The following is an 18,656-nucleotide window of genomic DNA, read 5'->3' as shown; positions in this document are numbered from 1 at the left end:
GACTAAATAAGCCGAAACCAGCCCGTTCCCCTATGATGGAAGGCACGGGAAAACCTGAGAGAAGTCACGCCGCCCCCTGACGCAAAAAGGGGCTTAGCGTAGCAATTTCCGATACAATTCCGTTTTGCCGGGGTCCAGTTGCGACAGAATCCCAAAAGCTCTCTGCCGTTCCGGGGCTGTTCCCTCAAACAGGATGTTGTACAGTTCTTCGCCTTTGGTGTCAAAAAACGAGTTGATGACGACCGAATTGGGCCGCTGCTGGCTGATTTGCTGCACCGTCGTCAGCACGTTCAGGATTTGCTGCCGGGCGGCCGCCGGGTTTTGCGCAAAAGCATCCATTGCCAGCCGGTGATAGGTGTAAAGAGCGTCGTGAAACGGGATAAACTGCTGGTTTTGCAGGTTTTCGATCAGCCAGTACCGGTTGCGTAAATCGCCCGTCTGTCCCCAGCCGCCGCCCGGAGGCACGAGGTTCAGGATGTTATAGGCCCGCTGAAAATACGGTTTGCCGCCCTGCCGGCTGAACGTATCGTAATCATAACCCAGCATGACCAGCGCATGAAAAGCCAGCAGTGAGGTCAGTTCGTTCTGGTACGTATTTTCGTTGAAATACATCGGGTCCGCCGGGTTGTAATTGAAGCTGAAATCGTTGTCCATGTACCGCAGCGTGACCGTCTCGTAGTTCGTGCCGTAAACCGGCCGGGTCACCAGCACCTGCGTCCGGCAGCGGTAGACGTTGGGAGCGGGGACTTCAATGACGTTAATCTGGAGCCGGCAGTTGATTTTTTCCTGGGGGCCGTAGGTATCGGTGGTCCAGCGGCGGTTGTTCAGAAAATCCGTCATGAACGCCTGCATCTGGGGGAAAACCTGCCGGTCGGTGGTGGCCGTAAACTTGGCCTGGTCCGTATTGACAATCACCTGGCAATTCAGTTCCTGGGCCGGGCTGACCCGGGCGAGCAGCGCAAAAAAAAGCAGCAGGGGCAAAAAGCGCGTATTCATAAAGCAGTAAGGTAACCTTCCACCAGACGGAGCAAATCAAGCGCTACTTCGTTTTTGGATTTCAAGTCAAAGGTGGTAATGTGTTCGGCTTTATTAATAACGGTGATTTTGTTGGTATCGTGCCCAAACCCGGCTCCGGAATCCTGGAGGGAGTTCAGAACGATGAAATCGAGGTTTTTGCGGCGGAGTTTGCCGATGGCATTCTCCAGTTCGTTGTCCGTTTCCAGCGCAAAGCCCACAAGCACCTGACCGGGACGTTTGCGCCCTCCCAGCGACCCGGCAATATCTGCCGTTTTGGTCAGTTCGATGGAAAACTGCTCTTCCTGTTTCTTGATTTTCCGGTCGGCGGGGTGAACGGGCGTATAATCGGCCACGGCCGCGGCCATGATAATCACATCCGCCTCGTCGGCTTCGGCCATCGTGGCTTCGTACATCTGCGCCGCCGACCGGACGGACACCCGCCGGATGGTCGGGGCCGGGACCGGAAGGCCGGTAGGGCCGCTGATCAGCGTGACGGTAGCACCCGCCCGGGCAAAGGCTCCGGCAATGGCGTAGCCCATTTTTCCGGACGAATGATTGCTGATGAAACGCACTGGGTCGATGGGCTCCTGCGTCGGGCCCGCCGTGAGCAGAATGCGTTTGCCCCAAAGCGCCGGGCGCTGGGCAAAATGCGTTTCCAGCATCTGCACAATGCGTTCGGGCTCCGCCAGACGGCCTTCGCCGACCAGCCCGCTGGCCAGTTCTCCGTGTTCCGCCTCGATGATCTGGTTGCCGTAGGACGAAAGCCGCTGCAGGTTCTCGCGGGTCGCCGGGTGCCGGTACATGTCCAGATCCATAGCCGGAGCCACATAAACGGGGCATTTGGCCGACAGGTAAACGGCCGACAGCAGATCGTCGCAGAGGCCGTGCGCCAGGCGCGCCAGCGTGTGGGCGGAGGCCGGGGCAATCAGCAGCAGGTCGGCCCAGAGGCCCAGATCGACGTGGTTGTTCCACAGGCCTGTTTCATCCCGCACAAACTCCGACAGGACCGGCCGTTTGGAGAGCGTCGATAAGGTCAGGGGCGTGATGAACTCCTGGGCGGCTTTGGTCATGATGACCTGCACGTCGGCTCCCGCCCTGACCAGCAGACGAGTCAGCAGGGCAGCTTTGTAGGCGGCGATGCTGCCGGATACGCCGAGGAGAATCTTTTTGCTGGAAAGAGGGGACATACCAGATGCATAAAACCGCCAGAACGCGAAGGATAACGCCAGGTCGCTAAGAAAATCTCGGCGCTCTGGGCGTTCTCCTTCGCGTTCTGGCGGTTATTACAAAACTATGAATTCGAATTTTCGTCGTCTACATGACGCCACTGCACTTTGTCCTCCAGGAACTCGTCGGTGGCCAGCGAGGTCGGCTTCGGCAGACGCTCGTAATACTTGGAGATTTCGATCTGTTCGCGGTTCTCAAACACTTCCTCCAGATTGTCAACGGCCGAGGCAAACTCAGAAAGCTTGTTGCTGAGCTCTTCTTTCATTTTGGTTGAAATCTGACGGGCGCGTTTCGAGATAACCGATACGGATTCGTAAAGATTGCCCGTTTTAGCGGCGATTTTGTCCGTATCGCGCGTAATCAGAGAGGGATTTGTTGCCATATTAATTAGATGCTGTCGTTGCTGTTGTAACCTTACCGGGCGCCTGGCCGGGGGTTTGTTTTTTCTCGTTTTCCTTTTGTTTAATCTCTTCCAACTGCTTCTGGCTGTCCGCAAAGAAGCGTTCTGCCTGACGAACGTACTTGCTGTTGGGGTATTTATCGACAAACGACTGGTAGAAGCTCAGGACCTCCCCAAACCGCTCTTTCCGTTTATCCTCAAAACTGTTTTTGGCCAGATTGTACTGGGCGTCCACCTTCAGGTAAGCGAGCCGTTCGTTGTATTCCGAAGACGGAAACTCACGCTGAAAGTTGGAGATCGTTACGACCGCCGAGCGAAAATTGGCAATATTGGCGGCGCTGGTTCTGTAGTACAGTTCCGCTTTCTCGTAGGCTTTCTTCTCCACCTTCTGACGAAGATCCATGATCATCGTCGTACACTCCTTGCTGAACGGACTGCTGGGAAAGGTGTTGACAAAATCCTGAAGCGCCGAAATGGCCGTGACGGTGTTCGACTGGTCCAGATTGTAGTTCGGCGTATCCTTGTAAAGGGACAGCGCGTACATATACATCGCTTCCTGGGCATAATCGCTTCGGGCGAAGGTCTCGTAAAATTGCTTGAAATGGAAGGACGACAACTGGTAGTTGCCCTGGTGGTATTCCGTATAGGCCCGGTAGAACTGAGCCAGTTCGGACTCTGTACTTCCTTTCAGGATCGGAATGATCTCCTCAAAGAGCAGTCCGGCCCTATACCAGTCTCCCTTTTTGAAGTAATTGACGGCCGCGTTGTACTTCTCAACATCCGTACCTTTTTTCTGCAATTTCTGAAAGGGGCTGCACGAGGCCAGCACGATCAGTAACGCGACTACAATACTTCCTGCTTTCCAACTATACTGCATAAGGCTGCAAAAATAACAAAAAATCCGCTATTGGAAGCGGCTGTATCTCAGTAACGAAGGTCGAGGGGAAAAAGTGTCAGGAGCTAAAGAAGATGTCGGCAGGAATTTACAGGGTTCCTGCCGACGATAAATGGCTTAGTTATGACGAATCAGCAGCTTTTTGGTCGCTACTTTCTTGCCGTCTACGGAAAGCTGGTAAAAGTAAATTCCGTTGCTCCAGTCGCGGGTGACGATCCGAAGCTTGCGTTCTCCCTTATCAAAGGCATAATCCGCAATGGGAGCGCCTAATACGTTATAGATCAAAACTTTGACTTCGCCGGCGGCGGGCGCAAGCTGGTAGTCAAATTCTGCATAATCGTTGGCCGGGTTCGGGAAAACGTTGGAAACGGATACTTTTTCGTTTGCAAACAATTTCTCGTCCACTTTCTTCAGCTCTTCCGTAGTGGCCTGGCGTGCCTCGGCTATCACCGGTTTGCTGGTCTCTACCGCCGTGGTGTTGCCCGTACGGGTGGTTCCCGAGAGCATCGAGGTCCGGTAATACTGGTTAATCGCCGCGCTTGGTTTCACTTTAACACTCCGGTCCATGCTGCTGACGGTCGGGTGCTTCAGAAACGGGAAGTTCTTGCTGGTAATGACGCGACCGACCGTGGCCGGCTTCCGGCCCATATCCAAACGGCTTTTTGGCGGGCTTTCCGTCTGCGCCCACCCCCAGGTGGAGAGCAGCATTAGTCCCGTTAAACACCAGTATCTGAGTATAGGTTGTTTCATAGTATTCGGTCCAAAATGGGGACAGGTTATATGTGCCCAATACAAACATATTCAAAAAAATAGGAAAGTCAACGACCCCTACCTTAATTGTATTGTATTTATTTCTTTTTTATGTCGTTTAGAACCGTTTTCGGCGGCAAAGGTTTAGCCGAAGCGCTGGTTTTCAACAACTTTTTTGACGAATCGTCAGTCGGGCGGACGGGCGGTTTCTCCAATCCGAGCACCTGGCGTTTGGTGGGCCGCTGATTTTTCTGCCAATTAAAGCCATCCAGCCTTTTTTTGTTTTCAGAAAGTTCGTGTGGCGGAATAAACTGAGAATCCGGCTGTCCGATAAAGCGGATGTTCTTTACTTTTCGGGTATCGTCGAACCGGATATTCATTTTACTGCACTGCACGTGGTTCATCCCGACCAGCTTGTTCTTTTCGTCCACGGCGAAATAGTTGCTTTCGCCGTTGCCCTCCACCACCACCAGGCTAATGTCCGAACGGTCCACTTTCGGCTTGTAATCGAAATAGGCCGTGATGGCGCGCCCCTTCACCTGGTTGAACTGCTGCAGCGTGTCCTGGGAGATGACGAACGATTTGCTCCGGAGGAACATGGTATGAATCCGGTTATTCTTCAGTCGGGCCGTCATGGAGTCGGCTTCCATCTGATAATTCGTGCTCCAGACGATCGGGTCCCCGAAGAAAACAATCGTTGAATCTGCCGTATCATACACAATCGAATCACACTTGCTCTGCAAATCGTTCTTGTAAATCAAGACGTTTCGGTCGCCGATCAGCCGCCGTTTGGTGGCCGTCGCCGTGGTGCTGCCGGGTTTGGTCGGCTTCGCATTCTTGTCCGGTATCTCGAAGGACCAGAGGGTGTCGGCCCGCATGAACATCGTGTCCGATTCCGCCGTAATGCTTTTCACCACGGCGTTTCCGGTCATCCGCGCCACCCCCGTCTTTCGGTTATAGCGCCCGGACTCCCCGGTCAGGATGGTCTTGTCGTTTTTGGCGAACAAAACCACGTTTCCTTTCGCCACATAGAATTCGCTCGTGCTGTTCCCGCCCAGCGAATCGCCCGTCAGGCGGTACTTGTCCGTTTCGATGGTGGCCCGCCGCTGGAAGTTGGACACCCGCGTAATGGTGTTGTATTCGCCTTCCTTGGCGACAAGCGTACCGTCCTTGCTGACGATTCGGGTCGGCCCCTGAAAGGTCGCAATCTTGGTGAACGAATTGTACAGCAGCGAATCGGCCGTCATGGTATATTTCGGATTCACAAGCCGGACATTCTGCCGGAAGGTGAACAGTTTGGTACGGGTGTCGTAATAGCCCTCCCGGCTGGTCAGGATATTTTCCCGGTCCACGATCCGGCCCGGAACCGGGTAATGGGCGATGCCCGAAAGCATGTCATAATCCAGCCGCCGCGTGGTCAGCGTCATTTTCCGGTCGCGGAGCGTAACCCGGCCCCGGACGTTAGCCTGCCGGGTGGCTCCGAAGTAAAAGAGCGTATCGCCCCGAACCGTAACGGTATCGCCCTGCACAATCCGGACGTTCCCGAACGCTTCGATCGAATTGTTCGTCAGGTTTTGTATGGCACGGTCACAATACATAAGAGCCCCTTTATGACGAATGGCAACATTGCCGAGCAACTCCCGGGATTCGGATGTTCCGGTATTCAACCCTTTCAGCTGATTGGCTTTCAGAATTTCGATGACATCCCCTCCGGCCGACGGCCGACCGGCCTGCCCGAACGACTGTCCGCTCCAAAGCACAAAAAGCAGGGCGACCAGCAGCCGGAGCCGTTTGTCGATAAAGACTCTATAAGAAAGTGAACCGTTGCAATCCATAGTGAAAAACGATTGAAAGTTGTTTGTCACAACTTTTTGGCGTGCCATCGCCCGCGAAGTATTAATTTTCGCCCTACAAAACTACGGCTTATGCCCGTAACCCGACGATGCGCGATGAGTTTTTAACCTTTGTTAACGAACAACACTTATTCGGGCCAACAGATTCGGTTCTGCTGGCGGTAAGCGGCGGAATCGATTCCGTGGTGATGGTCGATCTGTTTCAGCAGCAGGCGTTTACCTACGGCATTGCGCATGTCAATTTTGGCCTTCGCGGGGAAGAGTCGGATGAGGATGAGGTTTTTGTGCGGCAGTTAGCCGAAAAAAATGGCGTCCGTTTTCATAGCGTACGGTTCAACACCCGGGACTACGCCGCGCAGGAAGGCATTTCGATTCAGATGGCGGCCCGGCAGCTTCGGTACCACTGGTTCGAAGAGGTCGCGCAAACCGCTGGTTATCCGTACATTGCCACGGCCCATCACCAGGACGACAGTCTCGAAACCCTGCTCCTCAATCTGGTTCGGGGCACGGGGCTGGCTGGTCTAACGGGCATCCGGCTGCGCAACGGCCGGGTGATTCGCCCGCTGCTGTTTGCCGAACGTCTCCAGATTGAAACCTATGCGGCGGCTCACGGACTGACCTGGCGCGAAGACCGCTCCAACGCGGAGGACAAATACGCCCGCAATCGTCTCCGGCATCAGGTCGTCCCTGTGCTTAAGGGGTTGAACGTCAATCTGTTGAACACAGTCAAACAAACGTTTGATTCAGCCAGGGCCTCCGGAAATCTGGTGAGGGACGAACTGGCCCGGTCCTGGCCGCTGGTGAGTCGAGAGCGCGGAGGAACTACCGCCATTTCCGTTTCAGACCTGCTGGCTTTACCGGAATGGGAATTCCGGCTGGGGGAGTGGCTGAAGCCCTACGGCTTTCGTCCGGGGCAGCTTCCGGCCCTGGTGGACGCGGTGAAAGGTACCAACTTCGGACAGGTGTTTGAATCGCCGGAGTACCGGCTTCTCCGCGACCGCACGGAGTTGATTCTTTCGAAAAAAACGGCCGGGCCCGGAGAAGTAATCGTACTTCCCGGAATGCCGGACGACGAAGTCCGTCTGGGTGACGGACGGGTTCTCCAGTTCGAAATTTTCCAGTATTCTCCTGATTTCCAGATAAAAGAAGGCGAGGCCGTTGTCTGTCTGGATGCGGCCCGAATGGAATGGCCGCTAACCATCCGGCTTTGGCAGACCGGAGATCGGTTCCGTCCGCTGGGCTTGAAAGGCAGCCAGAAAGTGAGCGATTTTCTGACCAACCGGAAGGTGTCCCGGCGGGAACGGGAAGAGGCCCGAGTGCTGCTTTCGGGCGGCCGGATTGTCTGGCTTATCGGCTACCGGCCGGACGACTTCTACCGGCTCACACCGGAAACCAAACAGGTTTTGCAGATTTCTTTGAAAACACGATGAGCGAATGTTACCAAATCAGCGGTTTCGTGTCAAAAATCAAAGATGCTTTTGGCATTTATTTTGTTTGGCTATTCGACGAAAACCGTCCAGTTTCTATGAGTATACGAAAAGGTTTACAACTGTTGGGGCTTTGTCTGGGCTTTTGTCTGCTGGCGTCTGTGGTTCAGGCGCAAAGTACGCGGCTCCGTGCGGCCAACAAGCAGTTTGAAAGTATGAGTTATGTGAACGCCATGCGGGCTTATGAAGACCTGCTGCGTTCCGACAAACGAAAAGACCCCACCGAAACGCTGGAAGCAATGACCAAACTGGCCTACTGCTACCGGATGTTACAGGATACTAAAAATGCCGAACGGGTTTATGCCGAGCTGATTAAAGAATTTCCTGAAGCCGATTCCAAGAATTACCTCTACTACGCCCAGGCGCTGGCCAGCAACGGGAAATACCGTGACTCGCAGAAAATGTACAGCAAATACGGCGAAAAGCAGGCGGATGATATGCGCGGCCGGAAGTTCACGGTCTCTTACATGGACATGAGCCGGTTTTATCAGGACTCGTCTTCCTACCGGGTCGATTATCTGCCCATCAACTCGAAACAGGCCGATTTCAGCCCCATGTATTACCAGAACGGCCTGGTGTTTGTCTCCTCACGGGACGAAGCCGGGGTGGTCAGACGGGTATTCCAGTGGAACCAGACCCCGTTCCTTGACCTTTACTTTCAGCCCGACACGGCAGAACTGCGCCGCGCGGTAGACCCGGTCCGGACGGGGGCCGTCGGTGGACGAAACGCTACGTCGGAGGAATCCGTTGATCTTTCGGTCGAAAAGGCACCCCTGTCGCGCACGGAAGTGTTCAGCCGTACGCTGAATACCAAGTACCACGAGGGACCGATGACGTTTTTCAAGGACTACAAGAAAATTATCTTCACCCGCAACAACGTCAGCAAGGGCAAATACAGCAAAAGCTCGGACGGCGTTCGGAAACTGAAACTGTACATTGCCGACAACGAAAACGGCAACTGGCGGAACGTGGAGGAACTGCCGTTCTGCTCCAACGAATATTCGGTCGGGCACCCGGCGCTCTCGCCCGACAACACCAAACTTTACTTTGTGTCGGACATGCCCGGCGGCTACGGCGGCACCGATCTATACATTGTCGAATACGCCAATGGGCAGTGGGGAACGCCGGTCAATATGGGCAAGGAAGTGAATACGGAGGGGAACGAAATGTTTCCGTTTGTCGATGAAAACGGCAATCTGTATTTCGCCTCGGACGGGCACGAAGGTCTGGGCGGGCTGGACATTTTCTTCACCGAACTCCGGGAGGGGGTTGCCTACCGGGGCGTGCAGAATCTGGGTTACCCGATCAATTCCGATAAGGACGATTTTAGCCTGATTACGGACAAAACCCGGCAAACCGGCTATTTCAGCAGCAACCGCAAACAGGGCATTTTCGACGACAACCTGTACAGCTTCCGCCGGGTCTGCAAGCAGCTCAATATTCTTGTGTACGACGCCAAAACAAAAGAGCCTATCGCCCTGGCCGATGTCCGCACCGTCAAAAATGGCGTCAATCAGGATTTGCGCATCACCGGGCAGGATGGCAAAACGTCGTTCTGCGTGGACGGAAATACGGAATATGAATTCAAAGCGCTGAAAGAAGGCTACGGAACCAGCAGTGTCCGCTTCTCGACCCTGACCCAATCGCCGCAGCCGGTGATGTCGGTGTCCATTTACCTCGATAAGAGCGACAACACGCTGGTAAAGGGTACCATCAAAACCGAAGTGGACCAGCGCCCGGCCCAGGGCGTTCAGGTGACGCTCCGCAACGAAAAGGACAAATCAGAGCAATCGATTCTGACCGGACCCGACGGGAAATACGAGTTTGAGATGAAGCCCGGTGCGCCGTATACCATCACCACCCAGAAGAAGAAGTACACCAGCAATAAGGAGGTGATTCCGAGCATGAAGAAGGGCAAAAGCCCGAAAGTGATTGAAAACGAGCACGGTATCTACGGCGAAGGCGACGTGTTCGAGCTCAAGAACATTTACTACGACCTGGATAAGTTCTTCATCCGTCCGGATGCCGCCCGGGAACTGGACCGCGTGGTGGCGATCCTCAAGAAGTACCCGGACATGAAAATCGAGCTGCGTTCGCATACCGACAGCCGGGCGACGGATACTTACAACCTGCGCCTGTCTGAAAACCGGGCCCGGGCCGCCGTTGACTTTCTGGTCTCCAGAGGCATTACGCCGACCCGCCTGAAGGCCCAGGGCCTGGGCGAAAGCGAACTCGTCAACGGTTGCGAAGACGGCATCCGCTGCTCCGAAGCCCAGCACCAGCTCAACCGTCGCACAGAGTTCAAGATCGTAACAGTGGGGAATTAAGAGTTAAGAGTTAAAAGTTAAAAGTAGGCTCCGCCGGGTCAGTAACCTGAATCAGCGGAGCCTTACTTTTAACTTTTAATTTTCAACTCTTAACTCAAATGACCGTTCCTCCGTCGGCGTAGAACAGGCTGCCGGTGCAGTAGGAGGAGGCGTCGGAGGCAAGGAAGAGGGCGAGCGGGCTGATTTCGTCCGTGGTGCCCATGCGGGCGATGGGCAACCGTTTGGTGAAGTGGGCCAGGATTTTTTCGTCCCGCCAGAGCGCCTCGCTGAATTTGGTTTTGATCAGGCCCGGGCAGATGGCGTTTACCCGCACTCCGTCCGGGCCCCATTCTTTCGCCAGCACTTTGGTAAGCATGTTCATGGACGCTTTGCTGACGCTGTAGATACCCAGACCGGGGTCGGGCGTGTGTCCGGCAATGCTGCTCATCATGATGATGCTCCCGCCGCCGCGCGCTTTCATGTGCGGATACACCATTTTGCTCAGTTCAAACGGCGCCTTGACATTCACCTGCATAATCTTGTCGAAAGCCGCGCTGTCGCAGTCGGCGGCCGGTCCGAAAACGGGGTTGGTCGCCGCGTTGTTGACCAGAATATCAATGCCGCCGTACGTATCCAGCGTCCGGTCGACCAGCGTGCGGAGCTGGTCCACATCGCCGGCATGGGCCGCTACGCCGGTCGCTTCGCCTCCCTGCGCCTTGATTTCGGCGGCTACTTCGTCCAGACTGTTCTGACGGCGGCTGCTCAGGACGACCTTAGCCCCGAAGCGGGCGTAAATACGGGCTATATCTTCACCAATTCCTTTGCTGGCGCCCGTAATGAGGGCTACTTTTCCTTCAAGACTAAATAATTGTTTTTCTGCAAGTTGAGCAGACTGGGTTTCCATAAAGTTAGGGTTAGGTTCGAAGTTTGATGAAACAAGCCCTGTAAACTAGGCCTATTATAGAATAATTCAAAACCTGAATTGTAATTATCCCACTGGCAAAGAGTAAGCTTCATACGTAAAATATCCCTACTTTCGTTTCCTGAATACTCCGTTACTCCACCGCTTTCCTATGCAACAAGACCCTGACCTTCCTCCGTTTGTCCGCTCCTGGCGACAGCTTTATAGCGTCGTGATTGGCAGTCTGCTGCTCGAAATAGGGCTGTTTTACCTCTTCATGCGTTATTTTTCATGAGCAGCCTGGATTGGGTGGTTCTTCTGGGAACGCTGGCCGCCATCATTCTCTACGGAATCTACCGGAGTCGTGGTCGCCAGAATATGGATGATTACCTGCTGGCCGGACAATCGCTGCCGTGGTACCACGTCTGCCTGTCGGTGATGGCGACGCAGGCCAGCGCCATCACGTTTTTGTCCGCACCGGGACAGGCGTATACCGACGGAATGCGGTTTGTGCAGTTCTATTTTGGATTGCCGCTGGCGATGGTGGTCCTGGCCGTAACGTTTGTTCCCATCTTTCACAAACTGCGTGTTTTTACAGCCTACGAATACCTGGAGTCGCGCTTTGATGCCCGCGTCCGGGTCTTTACGGCGCTTTTGTTCCTCATTCAGCGGGGCCTTTCGACCGGACTGTCCATTTATGCGCCGGCCATTATCCTCTCCACTATCCTGGGCTGGAATATCTACTGGACCAACATTCTGATGGGCGGGATCGTCCTGCTCTATACCGTTACGGGCGGCACCAAAGCGATTTCCTACACCCACCTGCAACAGATGCTTGTGGTGACGCTGGCCATGTTTCTGGCGGGCTGGACAACGGTCCATCTGCTCCCGGAAAGCATGGATTTTACGGATGCCCTTCAGGTGGCCGGAAAAGCCGGTCGGCTCAACACCATCGATCTGGAATTCGATCCGGACAGCCGCTACAACGTCTGGTCCGGGCTGATTGGCGGGTTCTTCCTGCAACTGTCTTATTTCGGGACCGACCAGTCGCAGGTGGGTCGTTATCTGACGGGCCAGTCCGTCGGGCAGAGCCGGTTGGGACTGCTCATGAACGGCATGCTGAAAGTGCCGATGCAGTTTCTGATTCTGCTGGTGGGCGTGCTGGTCTTCACGTTTTACCAGTTTCATCCGTCGCCGATTTTTTTCAATAAACAGGAAACGGACGCTCTGAAAAAAAGCGCCTACGCCGCCGAATTCAACCAGCTGGAGGCCCGACATTCGCAGCTGGAGGCCCAGAGGCGGCAGGCGGTGCTGGTGCTGGAGAAAGGACTGGATGCCGACGACGAACGGCTGATCGAACAGGCCCGGGCCACCATCCACAACGCCGATACCGAGGCAAAGGAGGTGAAGAAAGACGTGGTTGGACTGATCAAAAAGAACATTCCGGCTTCGGATACTAGCGACGTAAATTACATTTTCCTGCGGTTTGTGCTGGACTTCCTGCCGCACGGCCTCATCGGACTGCTGATTGCGGTTATTTTCAGCGCGTCGATGGGCTCCATTGCCGCGGCGTACAATTCGCTGGCGTCGACGACGGTGATTGACATGTACAAGCGGATGGCCCGCCGGAACGGCTCGGAGGATCATTACCTGCTGGCGTCAAAAGTCTCTACGGTGCTCTGGGGGGCTTTTTGCATCGTGGTCGCCCAGTTTGCCAACCGCATGGGCAGCATGATCGAGGCCGTCAATATACTCGGCTCGCTGTTCTACGGCGTTATTCTCGGCATCTTCGTCGTGGCTTTTTACTTCAAAACGATTGGGGCCCGGGCGACTTTCTGGGGGGCCATTCTGGCGGAGGCGGTGATTGTGGCCTGTTATTATTACGAAGTGACCGCCTACCTGTGGTTCAACCTCATCGGCTGTGTGCTGGTCGTCGGGTTTGGCTGGCTGCTGAACCGGGCCTGGCCGGAACCCATCAAAATCGAAGAAAAGGTTTTATAAAAAAAGCCGCTTCACGTTCCATGAAGCGGCTTTTTCAGGTAAGATAGGGAAGGATTACTTCTTTTTCTTGCCTTTGATCAACTGGGCCGGCTGCGGCAGAGCGGCCTGATAATCGCTCACGTTTTTGGCAATGGCATCTTTAAAGAAGCGGAACGAAGCGTCGCCGGAGGTCTCCCCGAGGCTCAGCGCCTTCTGGGCCAGCGGCAGCGCCTGGGCTACTTTGCCCATTTTGGCCAGAATCTGCGATTTGACCCACAGGTTGCGGAAGTTTTCCTTCAGGCCAATCGACTTATCGACCCACGCCAGCGCCTGGTCCAGATTGCGGCCTTTCGACAGGTTGTAGTTGGCAGCGGCGGTCAGAACGGCAGAATCCTCCGGTTTTTCGGCCACGGCCTTTTCGACATTGGCCTGGGCCGTCGTGTTCACATCCACTCTCAGGTTAGCGGCGGCTTTGACGTTCGCCCACGCGATGTCCATTTTTGCCGTGCTGTCGGTCAGGTCGCTGAAACCGATGAAGAACGACTCTACTTTTTCGCTCGTCGTGGCCGGTTTGATTTTCACCCGCAGGGCGTCTTCTTCCTGCTTATAAGCGTCGGTGCTGGCGCCGGTGTTCCGGTTGAAAATCAGTGTCCATTCGTTCTGTGCCGGGATGGTAAAAATGGAGTACGTACCGGCGGGCAGTTTCTGGCCTTCTACCAGAACGTCGGTCGAAGCCTGAAACGTGGTGGCGGCATTAGCGCCGGTGCGCCACAACTGGCCGTAGGGAACGAGCTGACCGAAGATTTCCCGGCCTTTCATGGCCGGACGGGAATATTTAACGGTAATGTCCGTGACCCCAACCGTCTGCATAACGGCCGCGGAAGGGCTGGGCTGCGGCAAACGAATCTGGGCGGTGGCCAGTTGTGCGACAAGGCAGAACGCCGCCACTTGAACCAGTGCTTTTTTCATGGTTGCTGTTGTATAATAGGTGGTCTTACAGGATTAACAAACACGAAGGTCCGCTTTTTCCGGTAGAAAGAAAAGTTCGCCGTACCTTTGCGGGCATGCACCGACACACTTTACTGAACCTGCTTGCGGCCTACTCTCCGGCCGATGAGCAGGAGGCCGCCATGCACCGGCAGACGGTCGAATTTGTAACCCATCATCCCGCCTGTTTTGAGCGAACTTTGCTGACCGGGCACGTCACCGGCTCGGCCCTTATCACCAGTCCCGACCGGCAGCAGATCGTGCTGATTCACCACCGGAAGCTGGACCGATGGTTTCAGCCCGGCGGCCATTGCGACGGCGATCCGGATGTGCAGGGCGTTGCCCGCCGCGAAGCCGAAGAAGAAACCGGACTAACCCGTTTGGAAGCCCTCAGCGGGGCCATTTTTGACCTTGATGTCCACGAAATTCCGGCGCGGGGCGAAGAACCGGCCCACCTGCACTACGACATCCGGTTTCTCTTTGAAGCCGACCCGCAGGAACCGTTTCAGGCTACCGCCGAGACAAAGGAAATTCGGTGGGTAACTCTTGAAGAGGTGAACAGGTTTTCGGACTCTTCCTCAGTTCTGCGAATGATTTCTAAAATAAAATGAAAAACTAAAGGAATAGTTGGTGATTTAGCGGTTATATTAGCGGAAGAATCAAGTTTTTGTCATTCAAACGCTTCATCTGTATGAAATCGCCAATGCTGGTTCTGGCTGGAATGCTGGTGGTTGCGCTTGCGGCACCTGCTTCGGCACAGACGAATTCGAAAGTATATCGGGACGTAACCGTCCACCCGAATAATTACAAACATCCTAACAAGGCGGCCATGCGGCCGGTTCAGGGAATTGAGTTTCGCGAAACCTATCGCAAAGCTCCTTCCATTGCCGATTATAAAGAACAACAGCGGCGCGGCGGCCACCTGGAAGCGGCAATCGCCATCCCGGCCAAAGACGTTGTTGTCTCCGAAAATCGGAATTACAAGCAACAGAATCTGAACGTGAAGTCCCGCCGGAAAGAGGCGACTCAGCCGACGATCGAACCGGTGACCCAGGAGGAAATCGGGAACTGATCCAGGGATAAATTGTTTGAGAAAGCCGACCTGCATCAGGTCGGCTTTTTTGTAAACCTTCGAGGTCGACAGGTCGTTAGTTGTTCATATATCTTTGACACACCTATGCGACTGCGGTCCAACGAACCCTTCTGGCTGCTCAAAAACGGCTATCTGAATGCTTATCCTTCCCTCCGAAAGTCCATCACCTGCGAGGCGCTGGTAGTGGGGGCGGGCGTCACCGGGGCCCTGATGGCCTATACACTTACCCAGGCCGGAATCCGGACGGCAGTTATCGACCGGCGCGACGTGGGCTTTGGAAGCACCTCCGCCAGCACGGCCATGCTCCAGTACGAGATTGATACGGCCCTGCACGAACTGATTCCGATGATCGGCCAGAAAGGGGCGGTCCGGGCTTACCAGAACTGCCGCGAAGCCATTGACACGATCGAAAAACTGGTCGGGCGCGTCGGGAGCCAGTGCAGTTTTCGCCGGAAAGAAAGTTTGTACTTTGCCAATACGCCCGGGGATGAAGATTTTTTGCGGAAAGAGTTCGAGACGAGGCAACGGCACGGGTTTCAGGTGGAATGGCTGGACCGAGCGGCCCTGCGCGAAAAGTACAACCTGCCCGCTTCCGCCGCCATCGCCTCCGCAGACGCGGCCGAAATCGACGCCTACCGGTTTGCCCACGACCTGATCAGGGCCGCTGTAGACGATGGCCTGTGCGTCTTCGACCATGTCGACATCCTCAAAACGGAATACCACAACCAGGGCGTCCGGGTGCTGACCGACGGCCTGGCCACGATAGATGCCCGCCACGTGATCTACTGCACCGGCTACGAAGCCCAGGAAATGCTGCCCGAAAAGGTGGTAAAGCTGCTGAGCACCTACGCCATCGCCAGCGAACCGATGGAGTCGCTGCCGGACTACCTGCGCGAGGTCATTCTCTGGAACACGGACAAGCCGTACCTGTACCTGCGGACTACGAACGACAATCGCGTCCTCATTGGCGGCGGAGATGAGGCGTTCAGCAACGCCGGTGTGCGCGACGCTCTGATCGCCAAAAAATCGGACTTTCTGACCGAACAGGCCCGTTCCCTGTATCCGGACATTTCGTTTGTCCCGGATCAGGCCTGGGCCGGAACCTTCGGCGAGACCAGGGACGGCCTGCCGTACATCGGGCCGCATCCGGACTTCCCGCATAGCTATTTTGCGCTGGGATTTGGCGGCAACGGCATTACGTTCAGCGTAACGGCGGCGGAACTCATCCGGGACTGCCTGAACGGCAAAGAGCCAGACGATCTGGCTCTTTATCGATTCGGACGTTAAACGACTCTTCCCTTAATGCTTCAGAATCTTCACCGTCCGCTGGTTCTTCTCGCTTTTGAGCGTCAGGTAATAAAGGCCCGGCGACAGGCTCAGGGGCGTCAGCGACAGGTTGGCCAGCCGGTCGGCGGGGTAGCGCTGCCGCATGAGGATCTGACCCCGTTCGTTGGTAAGGGTCACGTCCATCGCTTCGGTCGTGGACACTTCGTTCCACAGCACCGTCAGGCGGTCATTATCCGTGAACGGATTCGGGAACACAACGAGCGAAAACGAATCGCTGGCGAACGCCGCAGCCCGGCCAAAATCGGGAATTCCGAAGCCCAGTGAGTTGTCCGGCGTGCCATACTGGCTGCCTGAGCGGCGCAGGCTCTCGGCCACCTGTTTGGCGGTAAGGCGCGGAAATGCCTGCCAGAATCCGGCCGCCAGGGCCGCTACGAGGGGCGAAGCGAAAGAGGTTCCGTTGCCCGTGGTGATCGAACCGCCCGGCGAGCCGAGGACCGTGCCCAGTCCCATAGCGGCCAGATCGGGTTTGATGCGGTTGTCGGCGGTAGGGCCCACCGAACTGAACGAGGCTCTGTTGCCCGCGGCGTTGACCGCTCCGATGGCCAGCACCTGGGGGGAGTCGGCCGGGACGGAAACGTACTTCCAGCGGCCCGCCCCTTCGTTACCGGCGGAAACCACCACGAGCATACCGGCTTCGGAAGCCCAGTTGGCGGCCCGGGTAGCCAGCGACGTTTTGCCGTTCAGATCGTTGTAGGTATGGTTCAGCGCGGCGTCCTCAAAGGTGGTGTACCCGAGGGACGAATTGAGCACATCGGCTCCGGTGCTGTCGGCGTATTCGGCGCCAAAGAGCCAGTTGGCTTCTTCGACGGGCGTTTCGCCGGAGGCATCTTCGGTGCGCAGCAGGAGGTAGGAGGCTTTGTAAGCCGGACCAATCAGCTGGCTTTCGCTGTAACCGGCCATGACCGAAAGTACCGCCAGTCCGTGCGAATCATCTTCGTAAACACTCGATTCTTTCTGAACAAAATCGTACGTGCCGACAATCCGGTTTTCCTGAAACAGGTGCTGGAGGTAGGGAACCGTATTGGCGTTGCGGAAACCGGCGTCCAGAATGCAGACGAGCATGCCTTCGCCCCGGAAACCCTGCTGGTGCATCTTGTCAACGCCCAGCTGCGTAATCTGGGTTGCGGAAAGTCCGTAGGAGAGCGGCCCCTCGGTTTCGCCGAGCTTCCGGGCCGAGGGATTCGTGACCGCCGCCGACGGACTGACTGTGTAGGCGGTGCGGGCGTTTGCCAGCGCCCGGTCTCGTTCCAGACCTTTCACAAAAGGCAGCGCCCGGACTTTGGCGAGCGTGGCTTCGTCGGCCTGGATGAGCACGCCGTTAGCCCAGCGGGACGGAAACCAGACCATAGCCCCGGCCTGCCGGATGGCGGAGAGATAGGCGGGGTTGACCGGCAAGTCCCGTTCGGTGACGGGAATATTCTGCTTCTGACGACGTTCGATGGCCCGCCGGGAGAGAAACTGTTCCGGCTTGTTTACCGAAAAAGGAGAATTGGCCTTGTCGGCCAGCAGCACAAAATAACGCTTCGGGCTGGTCTGCGCCGAAAGCCCGCTTGCCAGAAATACGCCCAGAAGCAGCGTCAGTATCCCTTTTTTCATAATCTATAACCTGCCGTAACTTTTCAATCGTATGTATTGCCGGATTCCAAAATCGACCTGTCCTTTTCCGACGCAGCCGGGTGTCGAAGAACAGAACTGCACCTGCACCCGCTCCCGGTAAACAAGGCCAACCTGCCGGGCGTAAACCTCCAGCCGCCTGTCCTGATTAACCCGTGTCGAATCGTTTTGTTGGACAACCGTTATGGTTTCCGGAAAGGTTTGATTTAAAACGCTGTATGAACAGCGCGTATTGCGAATCTGGTAGGCATCCGCGCCGAGACTATTGAATAAATTGCCGTCCCATTCCGCCCGTTCGTACACCGGAAAAACCAGCCGGACAAAATCGCGGTTGTTCTCCGTCCGGATCAGCTGATCCTGGGTCAGCCGGATGCTGCCCGCCGAATCCGGTTCCCAGGGCTGGTTATCGGACAATCGGATGGCCCGCTCAATCCGGTAAGCCCGGGCGTTGCTCAGGTCCGTATACGTTTCCGTGAGCGTTTCCCGAATCTGGTAAATCCGTTCAATGGGAGAACCGCCGAGCGGAATCCGCTGCTCCGTCACTTCGTAAACCCAGAAACGGCCCAATTCCAGCGGTGCAAAGTCGTAACCCAGCCCGGAGAGGTCCGGTCCGGCAGGATCCGCTTCCCGTTTCTCAACGGACGATTGACAGGCGAGCAGGGCCGTTCCCCAAACGATCAGAAGAGCAAAGTTACGGAATTTCACGCAGTCAAGATAAGGGTTTTGCCGCCGGGAATCAATTCACTGGAGGGAAAACCGTTCCGGCCTAAAACAAAAAGGGGACGGCCAGGCCGTCCCG

17 protein-coding genes are annotated in these 18,656 nt (G+C 55.7%); 7 read left to right on the top strand and 10 right to left on the bottom strand.

The window, feature by feature from the left end:
* Positions 1-93: 93 nt before the first annotated feature.
* The 6 genes from porD to ORG26_RS03480 form a co-directional block, all read right to left on the bottom strand.
* Positions 94-996: a type IX secretion system protein PorD gene (porD, locus tag ORG26_RS03505; protein WP_266367140.1), complete on the bottom strand. Its 903-nt coding sequence runs from the start codon at positions 994-996 to the stop codon at positions 94-96.
* Positions 993-2,204 (bottom strand): bifunctional phosphopantothenoylcysteine decarboxylase/phosphopantothenate--cysteine ligase CoaBC, encoded by a 1,212-nt coding sequence (gene coaBC / locus ORG26_RS03500; protein WP_266367139.1) that lies wholly within the window; start codon positions 2,202-2,204, stop codon positions 993-995. The genes porD and coaBC overlap by 4 nt, the downstream gene beginning before the upstream one ends.
* Before the next feature lie 104 nt (positions 2,205-2,308).
* Complete coding sequence (locus tag ORG26_RS03495) at positions 2,309-2,626, bottom strand: DNA-directed RNA polymerase subunit omega (RefSeq protein WP_266367138.1); 318 nt, start codon at positions 2,624-2,626, stop codon at positions 2,309-2,311.
* A 1-nt stretch (position 2,627) separates the two neighbouring features.
* Positions 2,628-3,521 carry an outer membrane protein assembly factor BamD gene (locus ORG26_RS03490; protein ID WP_266367137.1) on the bottom strand — a complete coding sequence of 298 codons (894 nt, stop codon included), beginning with the start codon at positions 3,519-3,521 and terminating at the stop codon, positions 2,628-2,630.
* A gap of 135 nt (positions 3,522-3,656) precedes the next feature.
* Positions 3,657-4,247 carry a T9SS type A sorting domain-containing protein gene (locus tag ORG26_RS03485; protein ID WP_266367136.1) on the bottom strand — a complete coding sequence of 197 codons (591 nt, stop codon included), beginning with the start codon at positions 4,245-4,247 and terminating at the stop codon, positions 3,657-3,659.
* A 140-nt stretch (positions 4,248-4,387) separates the two neighbouring features.
* Complete coding sequence (locus ORG26_RS03480) at positions 4,388-6,124, bottom strand: OstA-like protein (RefSeq protein ID WP_266367135.1); 1,737 nt, start codon at positions 6,122-6,124, stop codon at positions 4,388-4,390.
* 107 nt (positions 6,125-6,231) lie between these two features.
* On the opposite strand from ORG26_RS03480, the gene tilS reads away from it, so the two are divergent.
* Together tilS and ORG26_RS03470 are read left to right on the top strand one after the other, a co-directional pair.
* A complete protein-coding gene (tilS, locus tag ORG26_RS03475; protein WP_266367134.1) occupies positions 6,232-7,572 on the top strand; it encodes a tRNA lysidine(34) synthetase TilS in 1,341 nt (446 codons plus the stop codon).
* A 95-nt stretch (positions 7,573-7,667) separates the two neighbouring features.
* Positions 7,668-9,956: an OmpA family protein gene (locus tag ORG26_RS03470; protein WP_266367133.1), complete on the top strand. Its 2,289-nt coding sequence runs from the start codon at positions 7,668-7,670 to the stop codon at positions 9,954-9,956.
* Between the two features lie 94 nt (positions 9,957-10,050).
* On the opposite strand, the gene ORG26_RS03465 is transcribed toward ORG26_RS03470, so the two are convergent.
* Positions 10,051-10,839, bottom strand: coding sequence for an SDR family NAD(P)-dependent oxidoreductase (locus ORG26_RS03465; protein WP_266367132.1), 789 nt, complete (start codon positions 10,837-10,839; stop codon positions 10,051-10,053).
* 169 nt (positions 10,840-11,008) lie between these two features.
* On the opposite strand from ORG26_RS03465, the gene ORG26_RS03460 reads away from it, so the two are divergent.
* A complete protein-coding gene (locus ORG26_RS03460; RefSeq protein WP_266367131.1) occupies positions 11,009-11,131 on the top strand; it encodes a hypothetical protein in 123 nt (40 codons plus the stop codon).
* Positions 11,128-12,837 (top strand): sodium:solute symporter family protein, encoded by a 1,710-nt coding sequence (locus ORG26_RS03455; protein WP_266367130.1) that lies wholly within the window; start codon positions 11,128-11,130, stop codon positions 12,835-12,837. Before ORG26_RS03460 ends, ORG26_RS03455 begins: the two co-directional genes overlap by 4 nt.
* A 54-nt stretch (positions 12,838-12,891) precedes the next feature.
* Here the strand turns inward: ORG26_RS03455 and ORG26_RS03450 are convergent, their stop codons facing one another.
* The gene (locus tag ORG26_RS03450) at positions 12,892-13,785 is read right to left on the bottom strand and encodes a DUF2911 domain-containing protein (RefSeq protein WP_266367129.1); all 894 of its coding nucleotides are present in this window, start codon (positions 13,783-13,785) and stop codon (positions 12,892-12,894) included.
* A gap of 95 nt (positions 13,786-13,880) precedes the next feature.
* Here ORG26_RS03450 and ORG26_RS03445 point away from each other — a divergent pair, with 95 nt between their 5' ends.
* From ORG26_RS03445 to ORG26_RS03435, 3 genes are all read left to right on the top strand, one after another.
* Positions 13,881-14,414, top strand: coding sequence for an NUDIX hydrolase (locus ORG26_RS03445; protein WP_266367128.1), 534 nt, complete (start codon positions 13,881-13,883; stop codon positions 14,412-14,414).
* A gap of 80 nt (positions 14,415-14,494) precedes the next feature.
* On the top strand, positions 14,495-14,875 hold the full coding sequence (locus tag ORG26_RS03440) for a hypothetical protein (RefSeq protein ID WP_266367127.1): 381 nt from the start codon (positions 14,495-14,497) through the stop codon (positions 14,873-14,875).
* 105 nt (positions 14,876-14,980) lie between these two features.
* Positions 14,981-16,183 (top strand): NAD(P)/FAD-dependent oxidoreductase, encoded by a 1,203-nt coding sequence (locus tag ORG26_RS03435; protein WP_266367126.1) that lies wholly within the window; start codon positions 14,981-14,983, stop codon positions 16,181-16,183.
* A gap of 12 nt (positions 16,184-16,195) precedes the next feature.
* Here the strand turns inward: ORG26_RS03435 and ORG26_RS03430 are convergent, their stop codons facing one another.
* Positions 16,196-17,839 carry a S8 family serine peptidase gene (locus ORG26_RS03430; protein WP_266367125.1) on the bottom strand — a complete coding sequence of 548 codons (1,644 nt, stop codon included), beginning with the start codon at positions 17,837-17,839 and terminating at the stop codon, positions 16,196-16,198.
* A 3-nt stretch (positions 17,840-17,842) separates the two neighbouring features.
* On the bottom strand, positions 17,843-18,562 hold the full coding sequence (locus ORG26_RS03425; RefSeq protein WP_266367124.1) for a hypothetical protein: 720 nt from the start codon (positions 18,560-18,562) through the stop codon (positions 17,843-17,845).
* Positions 18,563-18,656 lie beyond the last annotated feature (94 nt).

This window comes from Tellurirhabdus rosea (genome assembly GCF_026278345.1).
Taxonomy (GTDB): domain Bacteria; phylum Bacteroidota; class Bacteroidia; order Cytophagales; family Spirosomataceae; genus Tellurirhabdus; species Tellurirhabdus rosea.
This window is presented reverse-complemented; position numbering and strand designations above follow the sequence as displayed.